Below are 19,884 nucleotides of genomic sequence, written 5' to 3' on the forward strand. Positions count from 1 at the left end.
TATATTTCGGGTTATTGCCCACATTGTAGACAGAGTTATCACATTGACTAAAAGTCTAAAAATCAGCGAGCTATCGCGCCGTGGTTGGGCTAATCTTAAAGTCGACATTTAAGGACGTTAATTTCTGGAGAGCGTTATGATCGCTGTAATTTTTGAAGTCATCCCGACACAAGAAGGGAAGGAAGAGTATCTGCACGTGGCGGCTGAAATGCGCCAATATTTAGAAGGCCGTAAGGGATTAATTTCGATCGAACGTTTTCAGAGTTTAACCGACGATGGCAAAGTGCTGAGCCTGTCGTTTTGGGAAGACCAAGCTTCTATCACCCAATGGCGCAATCAGATGGCCCACAGTATTGCCGAGCAAACGGGCATAGTGCCGTGTTTGTTTAACTCTTACCGCATTCGAGTGGCAGAAGTGGTGCAAGATTACAGTGAAACTGTGCACATTGAAGCTGAGTAATCGCTTATCTGTTTGATGTGAAACATCGCCGATATAAAAACAAAACCCATCGAGTTCGATGGGTTTTTTATGATCTGCACTTTAGATTAGGCTTATTTTTCTTGCTGAGCTTTCAGTAGATCGCGGATCTCAGACAGCAGTTCTTGATCTTTAGTCGGTGCCGCGGGTGCTTTAGGCGCGACTTCTTCTTTGCGCTTTAAGCGATTGATTGCTTTGACGCCCATGAAAATGGCGAAGGCGATAATCGTAAAGTCGATAATGGTTTGAATGAATTTACCATAAGCAATCACCACAGAAGGCGCGTCGCCTTGAGCTGCCTGCAGCACTATGCTCAAATCACTAAAATTCACTCCGCCTAAAATGATACCAATCGGTGGCATTATGATATCGGCCACAAAGGACGAGACTATCTTGCCGAATGCGGCACCTATGATGATACCAACGGCCATGTCGATCACATTGCCACGGGACGCAAAAGCCTTGAACTCTTTAATTAAGCTCATTAGGTTTCCTCCAAAATTGAGATTAAATGTTAAATTTTATTATGCAAACTGTATCAGGAAAACCTAAGGTCTTTTGCTGCCTGTTACCTTGCCAAGCTTATAGAGGCTTAAGGATTAAGGCAATTATGACATAGCGGATTTATCCCTATGGCAGCGATTTAAGCTTTACAAAGTTATAGTTGTTACTGCTTTGATCGCTTTCTTTGATCTATTTTGTTTATTCGCCCTGATCGGCTTGGCCGATAAAATCGGGCACTTCCAATACTTGCGATCCCCAACGTTTAAATAATGCGGAATAGATGAACTCGATAAAGACACGGTATTTTCGCGGTAAGTAGGCACGCTGGGGATAACTGAGCACGACCTTAGTTTGGACCATAGGATAGTCATCAAGCAGCGGGATTAAGTAGCCTTTTTCTAATGCTACTTGGGCAATGATGGAGGGTACAGCTGTGATCCCAAGCCCCGCAATGGCGGCCTCGCGAGCCAGAGTTACATTGTTTACCGTCAATTGAGTCATGGGCTCGGCGACAATCCAAGTTTTGCCATCGAATAACTTCCATGCTCCTTCAATATGCGCCGACTGTAAGCGGATCGCTTTATGTTTGGCTAAATCCTGTGGCACTTTTGGGGTGCCGTGCTCGGCTAAATAAGCAGGGCTTGCCATTAACGATTTATGGGCGTTGACTAAGGCATAGCTTTGCAGGCGAGTGTCACCCGAATCGGCAATTTGAAATAACAGATCGATACCTTCTTCTATGGCATCGACCTTACGATTGGTGAGTTCGGCCTCTATGGTGATATCGGGGTAAAGCGTTAAAAACTGCGCGAAAATAGGCCCTAAAAACAATTGGCCTAATTCAATCGGGCAGACAATTTTTAGATTGCCTTTGATCAATTGCTGTTGGGCGCTGAGCTGATTTTCGGCGCTCTGTAGATCGGTGAGGATCTTATTGATCCTATTGTAATAACTCGATCCTGCCTCGGTGAGTTTTAGGGCTCTGGTGGTGCGAAACAGTAGTTGTGTGCCGGTATCGGCTTCGAGCTCGGCTATCTTGCGACTGACGGTTGCCTTAGTGATCCCAAGGGCTTTGGCGGCGCCAGTAAAGCTGCCTTGCTCGACCACTTGAGCGAAAATTTGCACGCGATTGAGATCCATCATTGTTACACCTGTGAAACAGTGGGTTGATTTTTTACTGGCTAATAAACTTAGTGAGACAGTAGTACACTAGATATCACTAATCAAGGAGTCATTCATGTCCAAAAGTAAACTCATTATCGCCGTTCCACTGTTACTCGCTGCGGTTGCGGGAGGCGGTTATTACTGGTGGACACAGGTACGTTTTATTGAAACCACTGATAACGCTTATGTTGAGGCCGATATTTCCCATATCAGCGTTAAAGTGCCCGGTTACGTTGTGTTAAGCGATGTGACCGATAACCAGCATGTGCAAAAGGGTGAGCTATTAGCTCAGCTCGAAGATAACCAATTTAGCGCCAAAGTGAGCCAAGCCGAAGCCTCACTTGCAAGTTCGAAGGCGGACTTGCAAACCTTAGCCGCTAAGGTGGAGTTACAACGGGCGTTAATCACCCAAGCCAGTGCCGGTGTCGTGGCGGCTGAGTCAGATAAAATACGTGCACAGCAACAATTGAGCCGCTCGAAAAAGCTTAAAGTCAGTAACTACAGCTCCCAAGATGATGTCGATCAACTGCAAGCGGGATTCGATTCTGCCGCCGCCCGCCTCGATGAAGCCAAAGCCGTGTTAGTGGCAAAGCAACGCGAGTTAGCGGTTTTTAATGCCCAATTAGATCAGGCAGGTTCTGTGGTAGAACAGGCCGATGCGACCTTAGAATTGGCGAAAATTCAATTAAATGATACCCGTGTGACCGCACCTTTTTCTGGGGTGATTGGTAAACGTGGCGCTATGGTGGGGCAGTACGTGCAACCCGGCCAAGCACTCTACAGTTTGGTTCCGGATGGGGCAGTGTGGATCACGGCGAACTTTAAAGAGACCCAGATCCAACACATGCAACCAGGACAGTCGGTGCAGGTCAGTCTCGATGCGTTTCCCGACAAAACCTTTATAGGTGTTATCGATAGTCTGTCACCGGCGTCCGGAGCCAAATTCAGTTTACTGCCGGCGGAAAATGCTACAGGTAACTTCACTAAAATCGTCCAACGTATTCCCGTGCGTATTCGCTTAGATTTGTCTGAGGAAGAAGCACACATGCTACCGGGCTTAAGTGCGGTTGTGAAAGTGAATACGGCGTCGGGTCCTGCAATATCGGCAATTGCTGCAAATACAGGTCGTTAGTATGAGCGCAACTGGCTCTATCACTGCGTCTGCTGGTATGGAGGCGCAGGGCATCAGTGTCCCTAACAAGCCTACCGATTATGAGCGTGGCAGTCGCCGCTCATGGATCGCGGTATTTGGTGGGTTGATCGGCGCCTTTATGGCGATCCTCGATATTCAAATCACCAATGCATCGATGAAGGAGATTCAAGGCAGTCTTGGGGCAACGCTCGAAGAAGGCAGTTGGATTTCAACCGCGTATCTGGTGGCTGAAATGATCGCGATCCCGCTCTCTGGCTGGCTAAGTACGGGATTGTCGGTCAGGCGTTATCTGTTATGGACCACGGCTGCTTTTATCTTTGCTTCTGTGCTTTGTTCTATGGCGTGGAACTTAGAGGCCATGATCGCCTTTCGGGCGCTACAGGGCTTCTTTGGCGGTGCGCTTATTCCGCTGGCCTTTAGGCTTATCCTTGAGTTTTTACCCGATAACAAGCGTGCCGTCGGCATGGCATTATTTGGCGTGACGGCGACCTTTGCGCCTTCAATCGGCCCGACCTTAGGCGGTTGGTTGACTGAGCAATTTAGCTGGCATTATCTGTTTTATATCAACGTGCCACCAGGCTTGTTGGTGATGGCGATGTTGGCCTACGGTTTAGAAAAGCAGTCGGTCGTTTGGGATAAACTGAAGAATGTCGATCTGGCGGGCATAGTCACTATGGCGCTGGGTATGGGTTGCCTTGAAGTGGTGCTTGAAGAAGGTAACCGCAAGGATTGGTTTGGCTCGGAGCTCATTCGTAATCTGGCCATTATTGCCGTAGTCAATCTGGTGTTGTTTGTTTGGATCCAGTTAAGGCGTAAAGAACCGTTAGTGAATTTGCGCCTGCTCGGTAAGCGTGATTTTGTGCTCTCCACTGTGGCGTATTTTTTACTGGGGATGGCACTATTCGGCGCTATCTATTTGATCCCGCTTTATCTATCGCAAGTCCATGATTACACACCGTTAGAGATTGGTGGCGTGATTATGTGGATGGGATTTCCGCAGCTATTAGTTTTGCCTTTAGTGCCAAAATTAATGGAGCGCTTCGATAGTCGTTATCTCGCCGCCTTTGGCTTTTTAATGTTCGCTATTAGCTATTACATGAATAGCCAGATGACCGCAGATTATGCCGGACCGCAGATGATCGCCTCGCAAGTGGTGCGGGCCTTAGGTCAGCCGTTTATTCTGGTGCCTATTGGTATGCTTGCGACCATGCATTTGAAACCCCATGAAAATGCTTCGGCGTCGACGGTATTAAACGTGATGCGTAACTTAGGCGGCGCCTTTGGTATTGCGCTGGTCGCGACCCTATCAGACACGCTGGCGCGCGGGCATTTGGCCCATATTAAGGAATCCTTACCCGCAGTGAGCACGCAGGCACAGGACTATTTAGCCCAAAGCGCAAGCATGTTGCAGGCGGGTGGTTCAGATCCCTATACCGCAGCCGCGCAGGCGAAAGCTTTGCTGGGCAAAACCATGAGTCAGCAAGCCTATATTCAGGCCTATAACGATGTGTTTTACATCATGGGCGCTCTGCTACTTATCGCTGTGTTCGCCGTGCTGCTGATCCGAAAACCGACTGGGCCTGTGGCCCACGATGCCATGGTCGAGTAATAACGTTTTTCGTTATCCTGTTGTCGCCATAGATTTCCCCAGATCTATTGGTTTGCGCAACAGTTTTGCGCCTTAGTCCTCGCGGATTAAGGCGCTTTTTTATGGTCTTTATGCTGTGGTAGACTCAAAGCTCTTTTTCGATGATTTGCAGAGGGATAATCGTTTGCAGTGGCAAAATCTTACATTTAATCAATTAAATGCCAATACCCTATACGACATATTGAAGTTAAGAGTCGATGTGTTTGTGGTCGAGCAGGCCTGTGCTTATCCTGAACTTGATGATAAAGATAGGCACCCAGAAACCCAGCATTTAATTGGCTTATCGCCAGACGGAGAACTGCTTGCCTACGCGCGTATTTTACCGCCGGGGCTGAGTTATCCAGAGGCGAGTATCGGCCGCGTGGTGGTATCGCCGGCGGGACGGGGCAAAGGGCTAGCCATGCCTTTAATGCAACACGCTATCGAATCGGCATTGACGACTTGGCCCGATGCGGGGATCCAAATTGGCGCCCAAGATTACCTTAAAGCCTTCTATCAAAAGCTCGGCTTTGTCGCCTGCTCTGAGATGTACTTAGAAGATGGTATTCCCCATTTAGATATGCGCTACCATTCAGCATAAGCGGCTATCAATATGAGTTATCTACATCAATTATCAACATAAGCGATCAACAAAAGCTAGGCACATAAGCATTCAACATTAAGCCAATAAGGAACCGAGATGTCGACTTCAACGGACTATAAAATCAATCAACAACAAATTGCCTGCGTGGCGAGTTTTCTGGCTAAAGAGGGCAAAACCGAAGCGCTGATCGCGGCGCTCGCGAGCCTTATTCCTGACACGCGCCGCGAAGCGGGTTGTATTCGTTACGAGCTCAATGTGAGCCGTGATGAACCACGCCGTGTGACGTTTGTAGAGAAGTTTGTCGATATTGCCGCCTTCGATGAGCACTGTGCTAAAGACGCCATTCAACATTATTTCCACCAAGTGATGCCCGAATTGGTTGAGTCGTTCCATGTGGAAACCTATCACCAAATCATTGTTTAACCGTGAGACCAATTATTAGGAGCTTGCAGTGTTGATTAACTATATCGAGCCAGTATTTAGACCGCCATCCGAATGGAAGTCATTGATACTGCAAGTGACTAATGGTTGCAGTTGGAACCAGTGCAGCTTTTGCGACATGTATACCCAGCCGCAAAAAGCCTTTCGGGCACAAAAGCTCGACAAGGTTGAGCAGGATATTCTGGCCGTTGCGCGGTCTGGCGCCCCCGTTTCTCGGGTATTTTTGGCCGATGGCGATGCCATGAGTTTGCCCTTTGCACGTCTCGAAGCGATTTGTGAGCTGATCAACCGCCACTTGCCGCAGGTTACGCGCATCAGCAGTTACTGTTTGCCGCGCAATCTGAATAATAAAACCCCAGAGCAACTCGCACGTCTGCGCGAACTCGGGCTGTCTTTACTCTATGTGGGTTGCGAAAGTGGCGATGACGAAGTGCTCGCCAAAATCCAAAAGGGCGAAACCTTCGAATCATCCTTAGCGGCACTGCTTAAAATCCGTGCGGCGGGGATGAAGTCATCTGTGATGATCCTTAATGGTTTAGGCGGTGTCGCGCTATCTCATCAACATGCGGTTAATTCGGCCAAGTTAATGAATGCCGCCCAGCCGGATTATCTCTCTACTTTAGTGGTGACTTTACCCTTAGGCACAGAGCGAATGGACGCGGTATTTGGCGGTCAATTTCAGTTGCCGGATCAAATGGGCTTGTTCCAAGAAATGCATACCTTATTGGAGCATTTGGAATTAGATCAGACGATATTTAGATCCGACCATGCCTCTAATTACCTCGTGCTCAAGGGCGTATTAGGTAAGGACAAGGCGAAATTGCTGGCACAGGTTGCACTCGCCATCAATGCGCCGCGCAGCATTCCCCTAAGACAAGAATGGCAGCGCGGACTGTGAGCGTATGATTTTGCAGGGGTTAGCATAGTTGGTAGCCCCTGCGGTGTTAACTGAGTGAACGCCCCCTTGCTTGCAACTGCTGCAGAGTATCGTTTGCATACATCGCATCGATACAATGTCGTGATGTCACATCAAGCTTCAACATCTGTGGGCCGACATCGCTGCCACACAGTCAATCACTCACAAAGCGAACCAAGCTGATATTGCACAGAGGTTGTTATGCCACATCGTTCAGGTCAGTGTTGAATGCTATAGCACTGTTCTTCCCTTTCCTTACCTTTCTAAGTTATGGCACAGTGCTGCGCATTGAAATCCGCGAAAAATATCACCTTGGTCGTCTGGTTGATGGCCTAAGTTGTTCGATGCGGCCACTTTGGCCCAAAAGTACTGTTTTTCGTCGCAAAGCCGCCTATTCGTATCGCTAAGCGCTCTGCATAATGCCCGCATCACTTGGCAATACGGCCCGTGACACAGAATATGCAAGGATATTTACGATGAAAAAAGTAGCAATATGCAGTGCTCTGGCACTTTCGATGGCGAGTGCAACGGCCAGCGCAGAGACAAGTAATAAAGTATCGGCACCAACAATTCGCACCATGACTCAGGCGCAAGCGCCAACTGAACTGAATGCGAACACGACAGCTGTATTGGTGATTGATTTTCAGAACGAATATTTCACTGGCAGCATGCCGATCCCGAACGGCAAGCAAGCGTTGGGCAAAGCCAAGCAAGTGGTTAAATTTGCGCACCAGAATGCGATGCCAGTTTATTTTGTGCGTCATTTAGGACCCGCTGCTGGGCCACTATTTGCGGAAGGTAGCGTTAACGCTGAGTTTCATCAGGATCTACAACCGCTAGATATTGATTTTGTTATCAATAAGGCGACGCCGAGTTCGTTTGTGGGAACTAATCTTGATCAACAACTGAAAGAGAAGGGCATCAAAACACTGGTGATTACTGGGCTGATGACGCACATGTGCGTGTCGAGCACAGCGCGTGATGCTGTGCCTATGGGTTATGATGTGATCATTGCAGAAGATGCCACCGCCACTCGCGATCTGGCAACTTGGGACGGATCTATCGTAGATCACGCCACGCTGCAACGTGCTGCAATAGCGGGTGTTGCCGATGTTTTTGCTGAGATTAAAACTACTCAAGCGGTGCTCAACATGCCAGTGGTGCGACTATAACGGCCAACAATCGCAAGATACCCGTTAATACATAAATGAGTATTAGCTGGTATCTTTGAGTGAGCGACATTAAGAATAGTTTGAGCCGACGATGATAAATACGATGAACCAGAGTGAGATAGAAACAGCTTCAAAAGTGACCATAGCCATAGTGGTCTTTGATGGGATCATTCCATTTCATCTGTCAGTTCCCTATGAAGTCTTTGAAAAAGTGCTCAAGGCCGATGGCACGCCCGCCTGCGAAATCACCATCTGCGCCGCCACACCCGGAATACTCAAAACCAGCGCAGGCTTTTCGATGATAGTAGAAAAGGGGCTGGATGAATTAAGCTCAAAAGACATCATCATAGTGCCGAGTTGGGATGATCCTGCACACGAGCCAGAACCCTGTATTATTAATGCCTTGCAGCAAGCGCACGCCAATGGATCGCGCATCATAGGCCTGTGCATGGGCGCTTTTGTTGTGGCTGCCGCAGGATTACTCGACGGACGTTCCGCGACCACCCATTGGCGCTGGGCACAATGTTTCCGTAATCTGCACACGAATGTGTTTGTCGATGAGAAGGTGCTGTATATCGATAATGGTGATGTGGTCACCTCTGCGGGCACTGCCGCGAGCATTGATTGCTGCTTGTATATCGTTCGGCAAATGTGGGGATCTGAAACGGCTAACGCAGTCGCTCGCCATCTCGTTGTGCCACCGCACCGCCAAGGTGGTCAGGCTCAATACATAGATATTCCCGTTCCAGCCGTTAATCAGCGCGAGCCTTTATCCGCCATCATGGATTGGGCGATAGCAAATATTGCATCGCCGCTGACGGTTGACACTATGGCTGAGAAAGCCTGCATCAGTCGCCGCCATTTTACTCGGCGTTTTCAACAAGCCACTGGTACCAGTTTTTCACTCTGGTTGGTTAATCAACGGCTTATTATGGTGAAACGATATTTAGAAACGACAGACCACTCCATCGACCGTATCGCCGAACAAGCCGGTTTCGCCTCTACCACCTCACTTCGGCGCCACTTCCGTCAACAGTTTGATATTTCCCCATCGAATTACCGATTTGTATTTAGGGGAAAGAGTAAGGCTAGCGAATGAAAGTTGTTTTATCATTAAAATCAGCACTGACTTTGATGTGATGACTTATCAAGGTTTAGGTAAGTCACTAACCCTCCGCTGTGTTAACAGACTGAACTTATCTCAGCTTGAGATTTCCTCTAAAACTTAACTGACGCATAGACATGGTCTGTCTGCTCGCTGGGTAAAAAATCAGTTATTAAGGTGATGTGAGATTTGAACGGCTTGGGATATTTCTAAGTTAGCGTTCCATACCTAAAATCTGAACTAAGGAGTTTCTGGTTGGCATAAAGACATGGTTTTTTCTAACCACGTTAAGAACTCTAATTCATTGCTTCCCAGTCTTTCTGTATGACTGAGCAGTAAGTACTTATGTCCGGATTGGGTAAATCCAAATGGAGCGACCAGTCTCCCACTTTTCAAGTCATCTACTATAAGAGGATATGATCCAATCGCAGCCCCTAAACCGTCAACTGCTGCCTGTAAGCAGAAATAGAAATGCTCAAAGGATTTGGACTTGTTCGTATAAAAGGTATGTGTTGAGCGTGATGACCAATCTGACCATGCAGAAGGTCTCGTTTCACTATGAAGAAGAACAATATCACCTAAGTTGTTCTGAGATTTTCTCCAATATTCAGGGGAAAAAACAGGACCAACCCACTCATTGACTAAGTTGTGCGCTGTATATTCAGGGCTAATATCGAAGTCATCGCGCCGAATGGCTAAAGATAATCCTGTTTCATCTAAATCTACAGGTCCTCCAGCGGTTGATAGCCGAACATCAATACCCGTAAGCCGAAAAAAACTGGCCAGTCGAGGCATCAGCCAGCGCATCGTTAATGTTGGTTCACAGGAAACTTCAAGATGTTTGTTACTTTCCCTTGTTAACTTCTTAATTCCATTATCTAAAGCATTAAAAGCAATGTCAGTGTACTGCTTGAGCAATTCACCTTCCTGCGTTAGACACATTCCTCTGCCTTGCTTGTAAAACAGCATCTGCGATAGATGACTCTCCAGCAATTTAATTTGCTTACTTACTGCTCCGTGAGTGATATGAAGTTTCTCTGCTGCTTTACTGTAATTCGATGACTCTGCCGTAACATGAAATACATAGAATGCTTTTAAATGTCTCATCTGTGATTTTTTCTCACATTTAGGATGCCTTTTTTTCGATTATAACTCATCAATAAATCTATACAATTACCTCAAAATTATGAAAAGTGAGGAGATTAAATGGAGTTATTAAGTTTTGCAGTGTTTGGGCTTTTAATCGTGGTAAGTCCTGGAGCTGACTTTGTTTTGGTATTTAAAAATAGTGCAATCTATGGCAGAAAAGCAGGCGTTTTAACGGCTCTTGGGATAGGGATAGGTGTTTGTGTACATATTACCTATTCTGTTATTGGGATCAGTCATTTAGTTTCTCAAAATGCGGTTTTATTTAGCATAGTGAAGTATGTTGGTGCAGCGTATTTAATTTATCTTGGTGTGACAGGATTAGTCAGTTCCAAGTTAGATCTAGACTATGAAAAAACAAACGTTCAACCCACACAAACTAGAAAGTATATATTTCAAGGTTTTTTATGTAATACATTGAATCCTAAGACGATGATTTTCTTTCTTAGCGTCTTCAGCCAACTCATTTCATCTGATAATGAAAGCATGTCTTTCGCCATTACCTATGGTTTTTACATTGCTTTTTTACATGCAGCTTGGTTTTGTATAGTTGCTTACCTAGTGACATCAAAACACGCGAGTAACATGCTTAAAAAGTTTGGTCATAGAATCAATCAGGCGTGCGGTTTTGGTCTCATTGCTTTTGGCGCGATACTGTCAACCAATGCCTAAACAACACCTTTCACACCTTAAGGAAATATGTTGTAAATTCAGTGGAACCTACACTCACTAAATAATGAATTTATCTCACTTTAGGACAATTACTTTTTAGCTAAATGGACTGCTAAAGGATTAGTTAGGATTGGCATTGTTTCACCAGCGACCTTTTAAAACAGGGATGTTTGAACTGAGCCATCATGGATACTTCTTATAAAAGAAACGGATGGCGAGTTACTGGGAAACAATGACAATGAATGTCGCACAACTGACGATAAAATTATCTTGCTAGAGCAATAACTGTTGGCTGAACAAGAAGTAAAAACTGCAACTCCAGCGGATAGCCTTCAACAGTATTTTCGATAATATTTTCATTGAGTTGTATCAATTCTGATTTCCAATAATCAATCCTCCTCGTCAATGCATCTCACATTTCTGTAAAAAATAACTCAACACATACGTTTTTTCATATATATTATTTACCATATATACTCCAATCAACTTTGGGAGCAATTGATGCAACCCGTCGCATTTTTTAAGGCACTTGCCGATGAGACTCGGCTTAAATGCCTGCTGCTGATCCAGCGTGAAGGTGAATTGTGTGTGTGTGAGCTTATGGCTGCGCTGTCTGAGAGTCAGCCTAAGGTCTCGCGCCACTTGGCTCAGTTGAAAAAGGCTGGGTTGTTGGTCGATAGGCGCCAAGGTCAATGGGTGTTTTATCGGATCAATGCTGAGATCGCGCCTTGGTGCCAGCAGGTACTTGGCCAAACCTGTGATGATAACGACAGCTTTTTGCAGGAGAACGTGCGTAATCTTTGTCAGATGGGCGGTCGACCCGATCGCGTTACGGCCTGTTGCTAAGCGACTGCTGTTAAGCAGTCGTGACAGGGGGCAGTGATAAGCGGTGCTCTGTCATTTCGTGCTGAGTCTAAGTGAGTAGAGTCTTAGTCAATTGTGAGTTTAGGGTCGAGCAGACTCGCGCGATTCTAGCGACATTTAAGCAAGTAAACCGTCAGTGTAGGGATCAATATGTTCCAAATATTTACTGATTTTGCGACTTGGCTAGTGTACGGCGTGTTTGGCCTAGAGGCGGGTTCGGCCTTGGGCGGAGCTGTGCATTTTTTTGTTGAAGATGTCAGTAAAATTTTTGTATTGCTGGTGGTGATGATTTATTTCATCGCGTTACTGCGGGCTTCCTTAGATGTTGAGCGAGTTCGAGATTATTTAGCGGGTAAGAATAAGGGAGTAGGTTACTTGCTGGGGTCGATTTTTGGCGCCATCACGCCTTTTTGTTCTTGCTCGAGTATCCCTGTCTTTTTAGGTTTTACCTCGGCCGGGATCCCCCTTGGGATCACTATGGCCTTTTTGATCACTTCACCTTTGATCAATGAAGTCGCCGTCCTGCTGCTCATGAGTTTACTCGGCTGGAAATTTACCTTGCTATATGTGGCTGTGGGCATGACAGTGGGTATGCTCGGCGGACTATTGTTAGATGCGATTAAGGCCGAGCGTTGGTTGCAGTCCTTCGCCGCCGAAGCCCTCGTTCGTGGACGCCAGATGGCGGCATCGAATGAGGTTTCTACCACTGAGCGGGTCTTATCTTTATCTGAACGTCATGAATTTGCTAAAGCTGAGGCGCTTGAGATTTTTGGCCGCGTCTGGAAATGGGTCATTATCGGCGTGGGTCTTGGCGCTGCCTTGCACGGTTTTGTGCCCGAGGGGTGGGTTGAAACCCATTTAGGCCAAGGCCAATGGTGGTCTGTGCCTGCGGCCGTATTAGTCGGCATTCCCCTGTATTCCAATGCGACTGGCATTATTCCTGTGATGGAAAGTTTGCTGGCGAACGGCCTGCCTATTGGTACTACGCTGGCGTTTTGTATGAGCACAGTGGCTGCCAGTTTCCCCGAATTTATTTTACTGAAACAAGTGATGCAGTGGCGCCTTTTGGCGGTGCTGTTGGTTGTGCTATTGACGGCATTTACGTTAGTAGGTTGGATTTTTAATTTTGCAGCACCGTATCTTTAAGGAAATAACATGAAACAAGTCAAAGTATTAGGTAGTGGTTGCGCTAAATGTAGTAAAACCGCCGAGATGATTGCGGACATATCAGAAGAAATGGGCGTGGATGCGATTGTGAAAAAGGACACAGATCCTCAAACCCTGTTGAAATTTAAAGTGATGAAGACGCCTGCGGTAGTGATCGATGGTGAGCTCATACACAGCGGCTCAGTACCGACTCGTGACGAAATTGAAGGATGGTTAAGGGACTAAGTTGTAGTCAGCTTTAGTCAATCAAGGTTGCTCGTTCGCCAAGCACATAAGTTAAGAAACATAAGCTAATAAATACACGCCATTGCCATACTCAGTCTTTGGCAATGGCGGTGTTATCGTTTAAGTAAACCGTTAGTAGCGTTAAGAAAATATAAAAAAATTAAAGACATAAAAATTTAAAATCAACATATTGGAATATCATCATGGCAATCAAAATCGGCATTAATGGCTTTGGGCGTATGGGGCGTTTAGCACTGCGCGCGGCATGGGACTGGGATGAGGTGGAGTTTGTGCAGATCAACGATCCCGCTGGCGACGCCCATACATTGGCACATTTACTCGAGTTTGATTCTGTCCATGGTCGCTGGCGTTATCCCGTGACGGCGAATGCCGATGAGATCCAGATCCAAGATAAAATCATTCGCACCACGCGCAATAAAGTCATCGCCGATACCGATTGGTCCGGTTGCGATGTGGTGATTGAAGCCTCCGGCGTGATGAAAACCAAAGCATTACTGCAAGCTTATTTAGATCAAGGTGTTAAGCGGGTGGTTGTCACCGCTCCCGTGAAAGAAGAAGGCGTGCTAAACGTAGTGATCGGGGTTAATCATCAGTTATACGATCCTGCCATTCATCCTATTGTGACCGCCGCATCTTGCACTACTAACTGCCTTGCGCCTGTGGTGAAAGTGATCCACGAGCAGATCGGCATCAAGCACGGATCTATGACCACGATCCACGATATTACTAACACGCAAACTATTCTCGATGCACCGCATAAGGATTTACGCCGTGCCCGCGCCTGTGGTTTGAGTTTAATCCCAACCACCACGGGCAGCGCGACTGCGATTACCCATATTTTCCCTGAGCTTAAGGGCAAGCTTAATGGCCACGCCGTGCGGGTGCCACTGGCTAATGCTTCGCTGACCGATTGTGTATTCGAGCTTGAGCGCGCCGTTACCGAAGCAGAAGTGAATGCGCTACTTAAAACCGCCGCCGAAGGTGAGCTTAAGGGCATTTTAGGTTATGAAGAGCGGCCGCTGGTGTCGGTGGATTACAAGACAGATCCGCGCTCAAGCATCATAGATGCGCTCTCGACCATGGTGATTAATGGCACTCAACTTAAACTCTATGTGTGGTACGACAATGAATGGGGCTACGCCAATCGCACCGCTGAGCTTGCCCGTTTAGTCGGCCAGCTTGATTTGCCGCGCTAGGAGAGCTCAATTGTTTGCCGCCAAGCCATTTGAACAACTGATGCAATTGCCTGCTGCCGTGCGGCAATATTTGTTGATCACCTTCAATTATTGGAGTTTTACTTTAACCGACGGCGCACTGCGGATGTTAGTGGTGCTGCATTTTCACGATCTTGGCTACAGTCCGCTGGCGATCGCTATGCTGTTTTTGTTCTACGAGATTTTTGGCGTAGTGACCAATCTGATTGGCGGCTGGCTAGGGGCGCGTTTAGGGTTAAATCGCACCATGAACTTGGGTCTTGGCATGCAAGTGTTTGCCTTAGCTATGCTGTTAGTGCCGGCGGCGAGTTTACCTTTGTGGCTTGCAGGCGTGCCTTGGGTGATGGCGGCGCAGGCGTTATCTGGGATCGCTAAAGATCTCAATAAGATGAGTGCCAAAAGCGCGATCAAACTGTTGGTGCCAAAAGGCGAGCAGGGCAAACTTTACCAGTGGGTTGCCCTATTAACGGGGTCTAAAAATGCCCTCAAAGGCGCGGGATTTTTCCTCGGCGGCGCCTTGCTTGCCTTGCTCGGGTTTGAGCTGGCAATCGCCACTATGGCTATCTTGCTCGGACTCGTCTGGTTACTCAGTCTAGTGATGCTGAAAAAGGATTTAGGTAAAGCCAAGAATAAGCCCAAATTTACGGAGATTTTCTCTAAGAGTCGCAGCGTAAACATTCTCTCGGCGGCGCGATTATTCCTGTTTGCCGCCAGAGATGTGTGGTTTGTGGTGGCGCTGCCCGTGTATCTAGCCAGCCAACTAGGCTGGGATCATTGGGCAGTGGGCGGCTTTTTAGCCGTGTGGGTTATCGGTTACGGCATAGTGCAAACCCTAGCACCTAAGATCACGGGCAATCGCCAAGCGCAAAGTCAGTTAACTGATACAGCCCCCGATGGCCGCAGCGCGTTAATTTGGGCCAGTATGTTGGCCTTTGTGCCAGCGCTGATTGCCTGCGCGATACAGTTTAGTTTTTATCCCGAGGCCAGTTTGTTGTTGGGTCTCATGTTATTTGGTGCCCTGTTTGCGGTGAACTCATCGCTGCACAGTTACTTGATTGTGAGTTACGCCAGTGAAGATGCGGTGTCACTGGATGTGGGTTTCTATTACATGGCCAATGCTATGGGGCGTTTAGTCGGCACTGTGCTGTCTGGCTTAGTGTATCAAGCCTATGGTTTAGCTGCCTGTTTGTGGATTTCGACCGCTTTTATCGGCATCACTGCTATGATTTCGATTAAGTTACCTCGGCAAGCTGTGGAATAAGTGCTAATGCAAACGTGGCTCAAGGCATCAACACATTACTACAAAGGGTTAATGTTACCTGCGTGTCGGCGTTTTTGGCGCAGCCTGTGTATGAGTTTAGGCTTGTGCTTAAGTTTGTTAGCCTTACCTCTTTACGCCGCTCAAACGCAGCCCGCGTTAATTCCGACATTAACACCAGCAAGTGATTGGAAAAACTTAACTTACATTACCCAAGCTTTTAGTGAAATCGCCCTTAAAAATGAGTATGACGTGGCGAAACATAGGGTGCGTAAGTGGCGAATTCCGGTACGAGTATTTGTCGAACATCAAGTGGGCGACAGGGCGCTGCACACCCAATTAGTGCAGATGCACTTAGCGCACTTAGCCGAGATTACGGGTCATGATATTCAGCTGGTGGATACGCTCTTGGATGCGAATCTGCACTTAGTGTTTACCCGTCAATCCCAATGGGAGAGCGAGGTTATGCGCTTAATGGGGCCAAGTTCGGCGAAGAATGTCCATGGCTCAGTGTGTATGGCCAAGTTTGCCCTTAATGCTAAGAGTGAAATTGAACGCGCATGGGTGATCATTCCCGTCGATCAGGCGCAAATGCACGGTAAGTTAGTGGCTTGTGTAGTTGAGGAAATTACTCAAGTGCTTGGGCTACCCAATGATTCTGAAAAAGTATTTCCCTCCATCTTTAACGATAAAACCCCGCAGGATTTACTCACAGGGCTCGATTTCATTCTGCTTAAACTGCTCTATAACCCGAGTATTCGCGCTGGTATGACGGCCGCTGAGGTCAAAGCGCCGTTGCAGTTCTTGCTCGAACAATGGCAGCGTGATGGCACACTTACCCATGCCGATAAAACCGTGCGTCAAGGGCAGTTATACCCTTTATTAGGTTATTGATGCTTGAGTGTTACTGCGAAAGTTGACATTGCTCGCATGCGACCAATTAATTCTTTTTCTTTGAGGAATAAGGGCATAGTCTAGCTTTATACAAGGTAAAAACGTTGGAGGGACACCATGCGAATGACACTGCAGTTTTTAGGAGCGACAGAGGAAGTGACCGGCTCGTGCCATTTACTCTCGGTCGATCATGAACACTTATTGCTTGATTGTGGTTTGATCCAAGGTGGTAAAGCGGATGAACTGCGTAATCATGATCCCTTCGCCTTCGACCCTGAGTCTATTTCCGCTGTTGTGCTCAGCCATGCCCATATCGACCATTCAGGGCGTTTACCACTCTTAGTTAAAGCGGGTTTTGATGGGCCAATCTACACCCATAAAGCCACGGCAGAACTGTGCGCCATTATGCTCAAAGATGCGGCCATGCTGCAGACTCGCGACACCGAAAGGGTCAATAAAAAGCGCGCTAAACATGATCTTGAACCCCTAGAACCGCTTTTCACTGTTGAAGATGCCGAACAAGCCATTACCCAATTTGTACCGCTGGAATACGGCCAAGTAACTCAAGTTATTCCCCATGTGGATATTTGTCTCTCAGATGCGGGGCATATTTTAGGTTCGGCCTTAGTCGAGCTATGGTTAGGCGAGGGCAAGTCCCAGAAGAAAGTCGTCTTCAGTGGCGATCTTGGCCGTGCGGGGATGCCGATTTTACGCAATCCGACCTTAGTGGATACGGCGGATTTAGTGTTAATGGAAAGCACCTACGGCAACCGTTTTCACCGTAGTTGGACGGAAACCTTAGCCGAGTTGAAAGACATTTTTGCTAAGACAGTCAACGAGAGCCAAGGCAATATCTTGCTGCCAGCTTTCTCGGTTGGACGGGCGCAGGAGTTATTATATCTCTTTCATTTATATGCTAAAGAATGGGATCTCGGTCGCTGGAAAATCTGCCTAGATAGCCCCATGGCGATTGAGGCGACTCGCGTCTACGTCAATAATTATCCGCTGATGGATGAGGATTTTAAACGCTTTACCCGCCAACATCCTGGGCAGCATCCGCTGTTGTCGAATGTCGAATTTATCCAGACGACCGAAGAGTCGATGGCGCTGAATGAAGTGCATAAGGGATTGATCATTATTGCGGGGAGCGGCATGTGTAACGGTGGGCGTATTCGTAGCCACTTAGAGCACAATTTATGGCGTCCTGAATGCGATGTGATTATCTGTGGTTATCAAGCCCTTGGCACACCGGGACGTGCCTTGGTCGACGGTGTTGGGGAGCTGACTATCCACGGAAATAGCATCAAAGTCGCGGCAAAATTACACACAGTTGGCGGGCTTTCTGCCCATGCGGATCAAGCTGAGTTATTACGTTGGTATCGCCACTTTGAAGGCCAACCGCCGCTGATTTTAGTCCACGGAGAACCCGATGCGCAGCATGGATTGGTCGATGTGGTTAACCAAGATCCTAAGACTAAACCTCAAGCCACCGCGATTGCGACCCATGGCGACAGGTTAGATTTAACCGCGCTGCCACAGTTAGTGTGGAAACCAGCTTAAGTTAACCATCCTACTTAGCGACGTACTGCTCGATAAACTCCCTACATACTCAATGCGGGGAGTTTTTATTTGTGTTGAAAATCAATATCTCACCGCTCGACAGCGACTCTGCGTGCCAATCCATTTCAAATAAATTAGCACATGATTTAGATTTCCAATTGTTAACTATTCGTTGTAATCTGAGGTGCAACTGTTAGATTGGCTCCTTGATATGTCGTGTTCATTAGGCCAAGTCCTAATCCGACGGCGTCAGTCAAACTATAACAATAACAAGCAATCACGAGGTTTGAATGGAAGCGATTACGGAGTTTGTTGGCCTGATTAATGGCTTTGTCTGGGGCACACCTATGTTGGTGATGATCTTAGGCGTTGGTTTGTTTCTTTCCCTCGGGCTGAGATTAATGCCTATTCTGAAGTTAGGCACAGGCTTTAAGTTACTCTGGTCTGGCCGTATTCCCGACAAAGATAAAAATGTGAAAGGGGATGTGAGTCCGTTTAATGCACTGATGACTTCGCTTTCAGCCACTATTGGTACGGGTAATATCGCTGGCGTGGCGACGGCGATTTTTGTCGGTGGCCCAGGCGCGTTATTTTGGATGTGGTGCACCGCATTAGTGGGCATGGCGACTAAGTATTCTGAGGCTGTGCTGGCGGTTAAATTCCGTGAAGTGGACGATCAGGGTAACCATGTCGGTGGCCCTATGTATTACATTAAAAATGGTCTCGGTAAAAAGTGGGCTTGGTTGGGCACACTGTTTGCGATTTTTGGATCACTTGCTGGCTTTGGTATTGGCAACACGGTACAAGCCAACTCAGTGGCAGCAGCATTAAGCAGTAACTTCGGCGTTCCGGCTTGGGTGTCTGGCGTGGTGATGATGCTGCTGGTCGGCGCGGTATTGATGGGTGGCATTAAGCGTATCGCTGAAGTCGCCGGTAAGTTAGTGCCATTTATGACGATTTTTTATATCACTGCTGGCCTAGGTGTGTTGGTGGTGCATATTCAAGATGTGCCAGCGGCATTCGCCTTAATTATTCACAGTGCTTTTAATCCTGTTGCGGCCCAAGGTGGTTTTGCCGGTGCCGCTGTGTGGGCGGCGATTCGTTTTGGTGTAGCGCGCGGCGTATTCTCCAACGAAGCGGGTTTAGGTAGCGCGCCGATAGCCCATGCTGCGGCACAAACCAATAATCCCGTGGCGCAAGGGCTGGTGGCTATGCTCGGCACCTTTATCGATACTATCGTGGTCTGTTCGATTACAGGGCTGGCAATTGTGGTTTCAGGCTCTTGGACCTCGGGTGAAAATGGCGCCGCGCTGACGTCATACGCTTTCTCCCATGCCTTGCCTCTGGGTAATTATATCGTGGCTATCGCCTTGTCTATCTTTGCCTTCACCACCATTATTGGTTGGAGCTTCTACAGCGAAAAATGTGTGCAGTATCTCTTTGGTATCAAAGCGGTAAAACCTTTTAGGTTGCTATGGACCATAGCCGTGCCACTAGGCGCCGTTAGCTCGTTAGATTTTATTTGGTTATTGGCTGATACCTTAAACGCCATGATGGCCATTCCCAACTTAATCGCCTTGGCACTGTTAAGCCCTGTGGTCTTTGGTTTAACGCGGGAATACTTCATTAAAAAGCGTGCCGATGAAGCAGCAAAGGCCCAATCTTAATCTGATGAATAAAGTTGAGTCACGTTAGAATA

At 47.4% G+C, this 19,884-nt stretch carries 20 protein-coding genes; 17 read left to right on the forward strand and 3 right to left on the reverse strand.

Features of this window, described 5'->3' with window-relative positions:
• The first annotated feature begins 136 nt into the window (after nt 1-136).
• The gene (locus DYH48_RS00860; RefSeq protein WP_006079962.1) at nt 137-460 is read left to right on the forward strand and encodes an antibiotic biosynthesis monooxygenase family protein; all 324 of its coding nucleotides are present in this window, start codon (nt 137-139) and stop codon (nt 458-460) included.
• A 92-nt stretch (nt 461-552) separates the two neighbouring features.
• Here DYH48_RS00860 and mscL read toward each other — a convergent pair whose 3' ends face one another.
• Together mscL and DYH48_RS00870 are read right to left on the reverse strand one after the other, a co-directional pair.
• Nucleotides 553-963, reverse strand: coding sequence for a large-conductance mechanosensitive channel protein MscL (mscL, locus tag DYH48_RS00865; RefSeq protein ID WP_006084265.1), 411 nt, complete (start codon nt 961-963; stop codon nt 553-555).
• A 217-nt stretch (nt 964-1,180) separates the two neighbouring features.
• Entirely contained in the window at nt 1,181-2,125 is a 945-nt protein-coding gene (locus tag DYH48_RS00870; protein WP_172481128.1) for a LysR family transcriptional regulator, read from the reverse strand.
• Nucleotides 2,126-2,219: 94 nt separating this feature from the next.
• Between DYH48_RS00870 and DYH48_RS00875 the strand changes: the two genes are divergently transcribed.
• The 7 genes from DYH48_RS00875 to DYH48_RS00905 all read left to right on the forward strand — a co-directional run bounded on the left by DYH48_RS00875 (nt 2,220) and on the right by DYH48_RS00905 (nt 9,158).
• A complete protein-coding gene (locus DYH48_RS00875; protein WP_115333806.1) occupies nt 2,220-3,278 on the forward strand; it encodes an HlyD family secretion protein in 1,059 nt (352 codons plus the stop codon).
• Between the two features lies 1 nt (nt 3,279).
• Nucleotides 3,280-4,908: a DHA2 family efflux MFS transporter permease subunit gene (locus tag DYH48_RS00880; RefSeq protein ID WP_006079966.1), complete on the forward strand. Its 1,629-nt coding sequence runs from the start codon at nt 3,280-3,282 to the stop codon at nt 4,906-4,908.
• 163 nt (nt 4,909-5,071) lie between these two features.
• Nucleotides 5,072-5,527 carry a GNAT family N-acetyltransferase gene (locus DYH48_RS00885; protein WP_006084261.1) on the forward strand — a complete coding sequence of 152 codons (456 nt, stop codon included), beginning with the start codon at nt 5,072-5,074 and terminating at the stop codon, nt 5,525-5,527.
• A gap of 99 nt (nt 5,528-5,626) precedes the next feature.
• Nucleotides 5,627-5,953 (forward strand): putative quinol monooxygenase, encoded by a 327-nt coding sequence (locus DYH48_RS00890; protein WP_006084260.1) that lies wholly within the window; start codon nt 5,627-5,629, stop codon nt 5,951-5,953.
• A 28-nt stretch (nt 5,954-5,981) separates the two neighbouring features.
• A complete protein-coding gene (locus tag DYH48_RS00895) occupies nt 5,982-6,869 on the forward strand; it encodes a radical SAM protein (RefSeq protein ID WP_115333807.1) in 888 nt (295 codons plus the stop codon).
• Between the two features lie 494 nt (nt 6,870-7,363).
• The gene (locus DYH48_RS00900; RefSeq protein WP_011845680.1) at nt 7,364-8,059 is read left to right on the forward strand and encodes a cysteine hydrolase family protein; all 696 of its coding nucleotides are present in this window, start codon (nt 7,364-7,366) and stop codon (nt 8,057-8,059) included.
• A gap of 91 nt (nt 8,060-8,150) precedes the next feature.
• A complete protein-coding gene (locus DYH48_RS00905; protein WP_006079971.1) occupies nt 8,151-9,158 on the forward strand; it encodes a GlxA family transcriptional regulator in 1,008 nt (335 codons plus the stop codon).
• A 246-nt stretch (nt 9,159-9,404) separates the two neighbouring features.
• Here DYH48_RS00905 and DYH48_RS00910 read toward each other — a convergent pair whose 3' ends face one another.
• Nucleotides 9,405-10,271: a LysR family transcriptional regulator gene (locus DYH48_RS00910; protein WP_115333808.1), complete on the reverse strand. Its 867-nt coding sequence runs from the start codon at nt 10,269-10,271 to the stop codon at nt 9,405-9,407.
• A 99-nt stretch (nt 10,272-10,370) separates the two neighbouring features.
• Here DYH48_RS00910 and DYH48_RS00915 point away from each other — a divergent pair, with 99 nt between their 5' ends.
• From DYH48_RS00915 to DYH48_RS00955, 9 genes are all read left to right on the forward strand, one after another.
• Nucleotides 10,371-10,982 carry a LysE family translocator gene (locus DYH48_RS00915; protein WP_006079973.1) on the forward strand — a complete coding sequence of 204 codons (612 nt, stop codon included), beginning with the start codon at nt 10,371-10,373 and terminating at the stop codon, nt 10,980-10,982.
• Between the two features lie 501 nt (nt 10,983-11,483).
• Entirely contained in the window at nt 11,484-11,828 is a 345-nt protein-coding gene (locus DYH48_RS00920) for a metalloregulator ArsR/SmtB family transcription factor (RefSeq protein ID WP_011845683.1), read from the forward strand.
• 168 nt (nt 11,829-11,996) lie between these two features.
• A complete protein-coding gene (locus DYH48_RS00925; protein WP_012090296.1) occupies nt 11,997-12,992 on the forward strand; it encodes a permease in 996 nt (331 codons plus the stop codon).
• Nucleotides 12,993-13,001: 9 nt separating this feature from the next.
• The gene (locus DYH48_RS00930; RefSeq protein ID WP_006079976.1) at nt 13,002-13,238 is read left to right on the forward strand and encodes a thioredoxin family protein; all 237 of its coding nucleotides are present in this window, start codon (nt 13,002-13,004) and stop codon (nt 13,236-13,238) included.
• A gap of 203 nt (nt 13,239-13,441) precedes the next feature.
• A complete protein-coding gene (locus tag DYH48_RS00935) occupies nt 13,442-14,455 on the forward strand; it encodes an ArsJ-associated glyceraldehyde-3-phosphate dehydrogenase (protein ID WP_006079977.1) in 1,014 nt (337 codons plus the stop codon).
• A 10-nt stretch (nt 14,456-14,465) separates the two neighbouring features.
• Entirely contained in the window at nt 14,466-15,734 is a 1,269-nt protein-coding gene (gene arsJ / locus DYH48_RS00940) for an organoarsenical effux MFS transporter ArsJ (RefSeq protein WP_115333809.1), read from the forward strand.
• Between the two features lie 6 nt (nt 15,735-15,740).
• Nucleotides 15,741-16,625, forward strand: a complete 885-nt coding sequence (locus tag DYH48_RS00945; protein WP_172481129.1) for a DUF2927 domain-containing protein — start codon at nt 15,741-15,743, stop codon at nt 16,623-16,625.
• A gap of 117 nt (nt 16,626-16,742) precedes the next feature.
• Nucleotides 16,743-18,185: an MBL fold metallo-hydrolase RNA specificity domain-containing protein gene (locus DYH48_RS00950; RefSeq protein ID WP_115333811.1), complete on the forward strand. Its 1,443-nt coding sequence runs from the start codon at nt 16,743-16,745 to the stop codon at nt 18,183-18,185.
• A 290-nt stretch (nt 18,186-18,475) separates the two neighbouring features.
• Nucleotides 18,476-19,852 carry an alanine/glycine:cation symporter family protein gene (locus DYH48_RS00955; RefSeq protein ID WP_006079981.1) on the forward strand — a complete coding sequence of 459 codons (1,377 nt, stop codon included), beginning with the start codon at nt 18,476-18,478 and terminating at the stop codon, nt 19,850-19,852.
• The last annotated feature ends 32 nt before the right edge of the window (nt 19,853-19,884 follow it).

This window comes from Shewanella baltica (assembly GCF_900456975.1).
Taxonomy (GTDB): domain Bacteria; phylum Pseudomonadota; class Gammaproteobacteria; order Enterobacterales; family Shewanellaceae; genus Shewanella; species Shewanella baltica.

What these genes read in the sequence shown, in the direction of transcription:
- mscL (WP_006084265.1), bottom strand. Translation starts at nt 963, where the DNA reads ATGAGCTTAATTAAAGAGTTCAAGGCTTTTGCGTCCCGTGGCAATGTG.
- DYH48_RS00870 (WP_172481128.1), bottom strand. Translation starts at nt 2,125, where the DNA reads ATGATGGATCTCAATCGCGTGCAAATTTTCGCTCAAGTGGTCGAGCAA.
- DYH48_RS00955 (WP_006079981.1), top strand. Translation starts at nt 18,476, where the DNA reads ATGGAAGCGATTACGGAGTTTGTTGGCCTGATTAATGGCTTTGTCTGG.
- DYH48_RS00945 (WP_172481129.1), top strand. Translation starts at nt 15,741, where the DNA reads ATGCAAACGTGGCTCAAGGCATCAACACATTACTACAAAGGGTTAATG.
- DYH48_RS00905 (WP_006079971.1), top strand. Translation starts at nt 8,151, where the DNA reads ATGATAAATACGATGAACCAGAGTGAGATAGAAACAGCTTCAAAAGTG.
- DYH48_RS00925 (WP_012090296.1), top strand. Translation starts at nt 11,997, where the DNA reads ATGTTCCAAATATTTACTGATTTTGCGACTTGGCTAGTGTACGGCGTG.
- DYH48_RS00890 (WP_006084260.1), top strand. Translation starts at nt 5,627, where the DNA reads ATGTCGACTTCAACGGACTATAAAATCAATCAACAACAAATTGCCTGC.
- DYH48_RS00920 (WP_011845683.1), top strand. Translation starts at nt 11,484, where the DNA reads ATGCAACCCGTCGCATTTTTTAAGGCACTTGCCGATGAGACTCGGCTT.
- DYH48_RS00910 (WP_115333808.1), bottom strand. Translation starts at nt 10,271, where the DNA reads ATGAGACATTTAAAAGCATTCTATGTATTTCATGTTACGGCAGAGTCA.
- DYH48_RS00950 (WP_115333811.1), top strand. Translation starts at nt 16,743, where the DNA reads ATGCGAATGACACTGCAGTTTTTAGGAGCGACAGAGGAAGTGACCGGC.
- DYH48_RS00900 (WP_011845680.1), top strand. Translation starts at nt 7,364, where the DNA reads ATGAAAAAAGTAGCAATATGCAGTGCTCTGGCACTTTCGATGGCGAGT.
- DYH48_RS00930 (WP_006079976.1), top strand. Translation starts at nt 13,002, where the DNA reads ATGAAACAAGTCAAAGTATTAGGTAGTGGTTGCGCTAAATGTAGTAAA.
- DYH48_RS00915 (WP_006079973.1), top strand. Translation starts at nt 10,371, where the DNA reads ATGGAGTTATTAAGTTTTGCAGTGTTTGGGCTTTTAATCGTGGTAAGT.
- DYH48_RS00860 (WP_006079962.1), top strand. Translation starts at nt 137, where the DNA reads ATGATCGCTGTAATTTTTGAAGTCATCCCGACACAAGAAGGGAAGGAA.
- DYH48_RS00935 (WP_006079977.1), top strand. Translation starts at nt 13,442, where the DNA reads ATGGCAATCAAAATCGGCATTAATGGCTTTGGGCGTATGGGGCGTTTA.
- DYH48_RS00875 (WP_115333806.1), top strand. Translation starts at nt 2,220, where the DNA reads ATGTCCAAAAGTAAACTCATTATCGCCGTTCCACTGTTACTCGCTGCG.
- DYH48_RS00880 (WP_006079966.1), top strand. Translation starts at nt 3,280, where the DNA reads ATGAGCGCAACTGGCTCTATCACTGCGTCTGCTGGTATGGAGGCGCAG.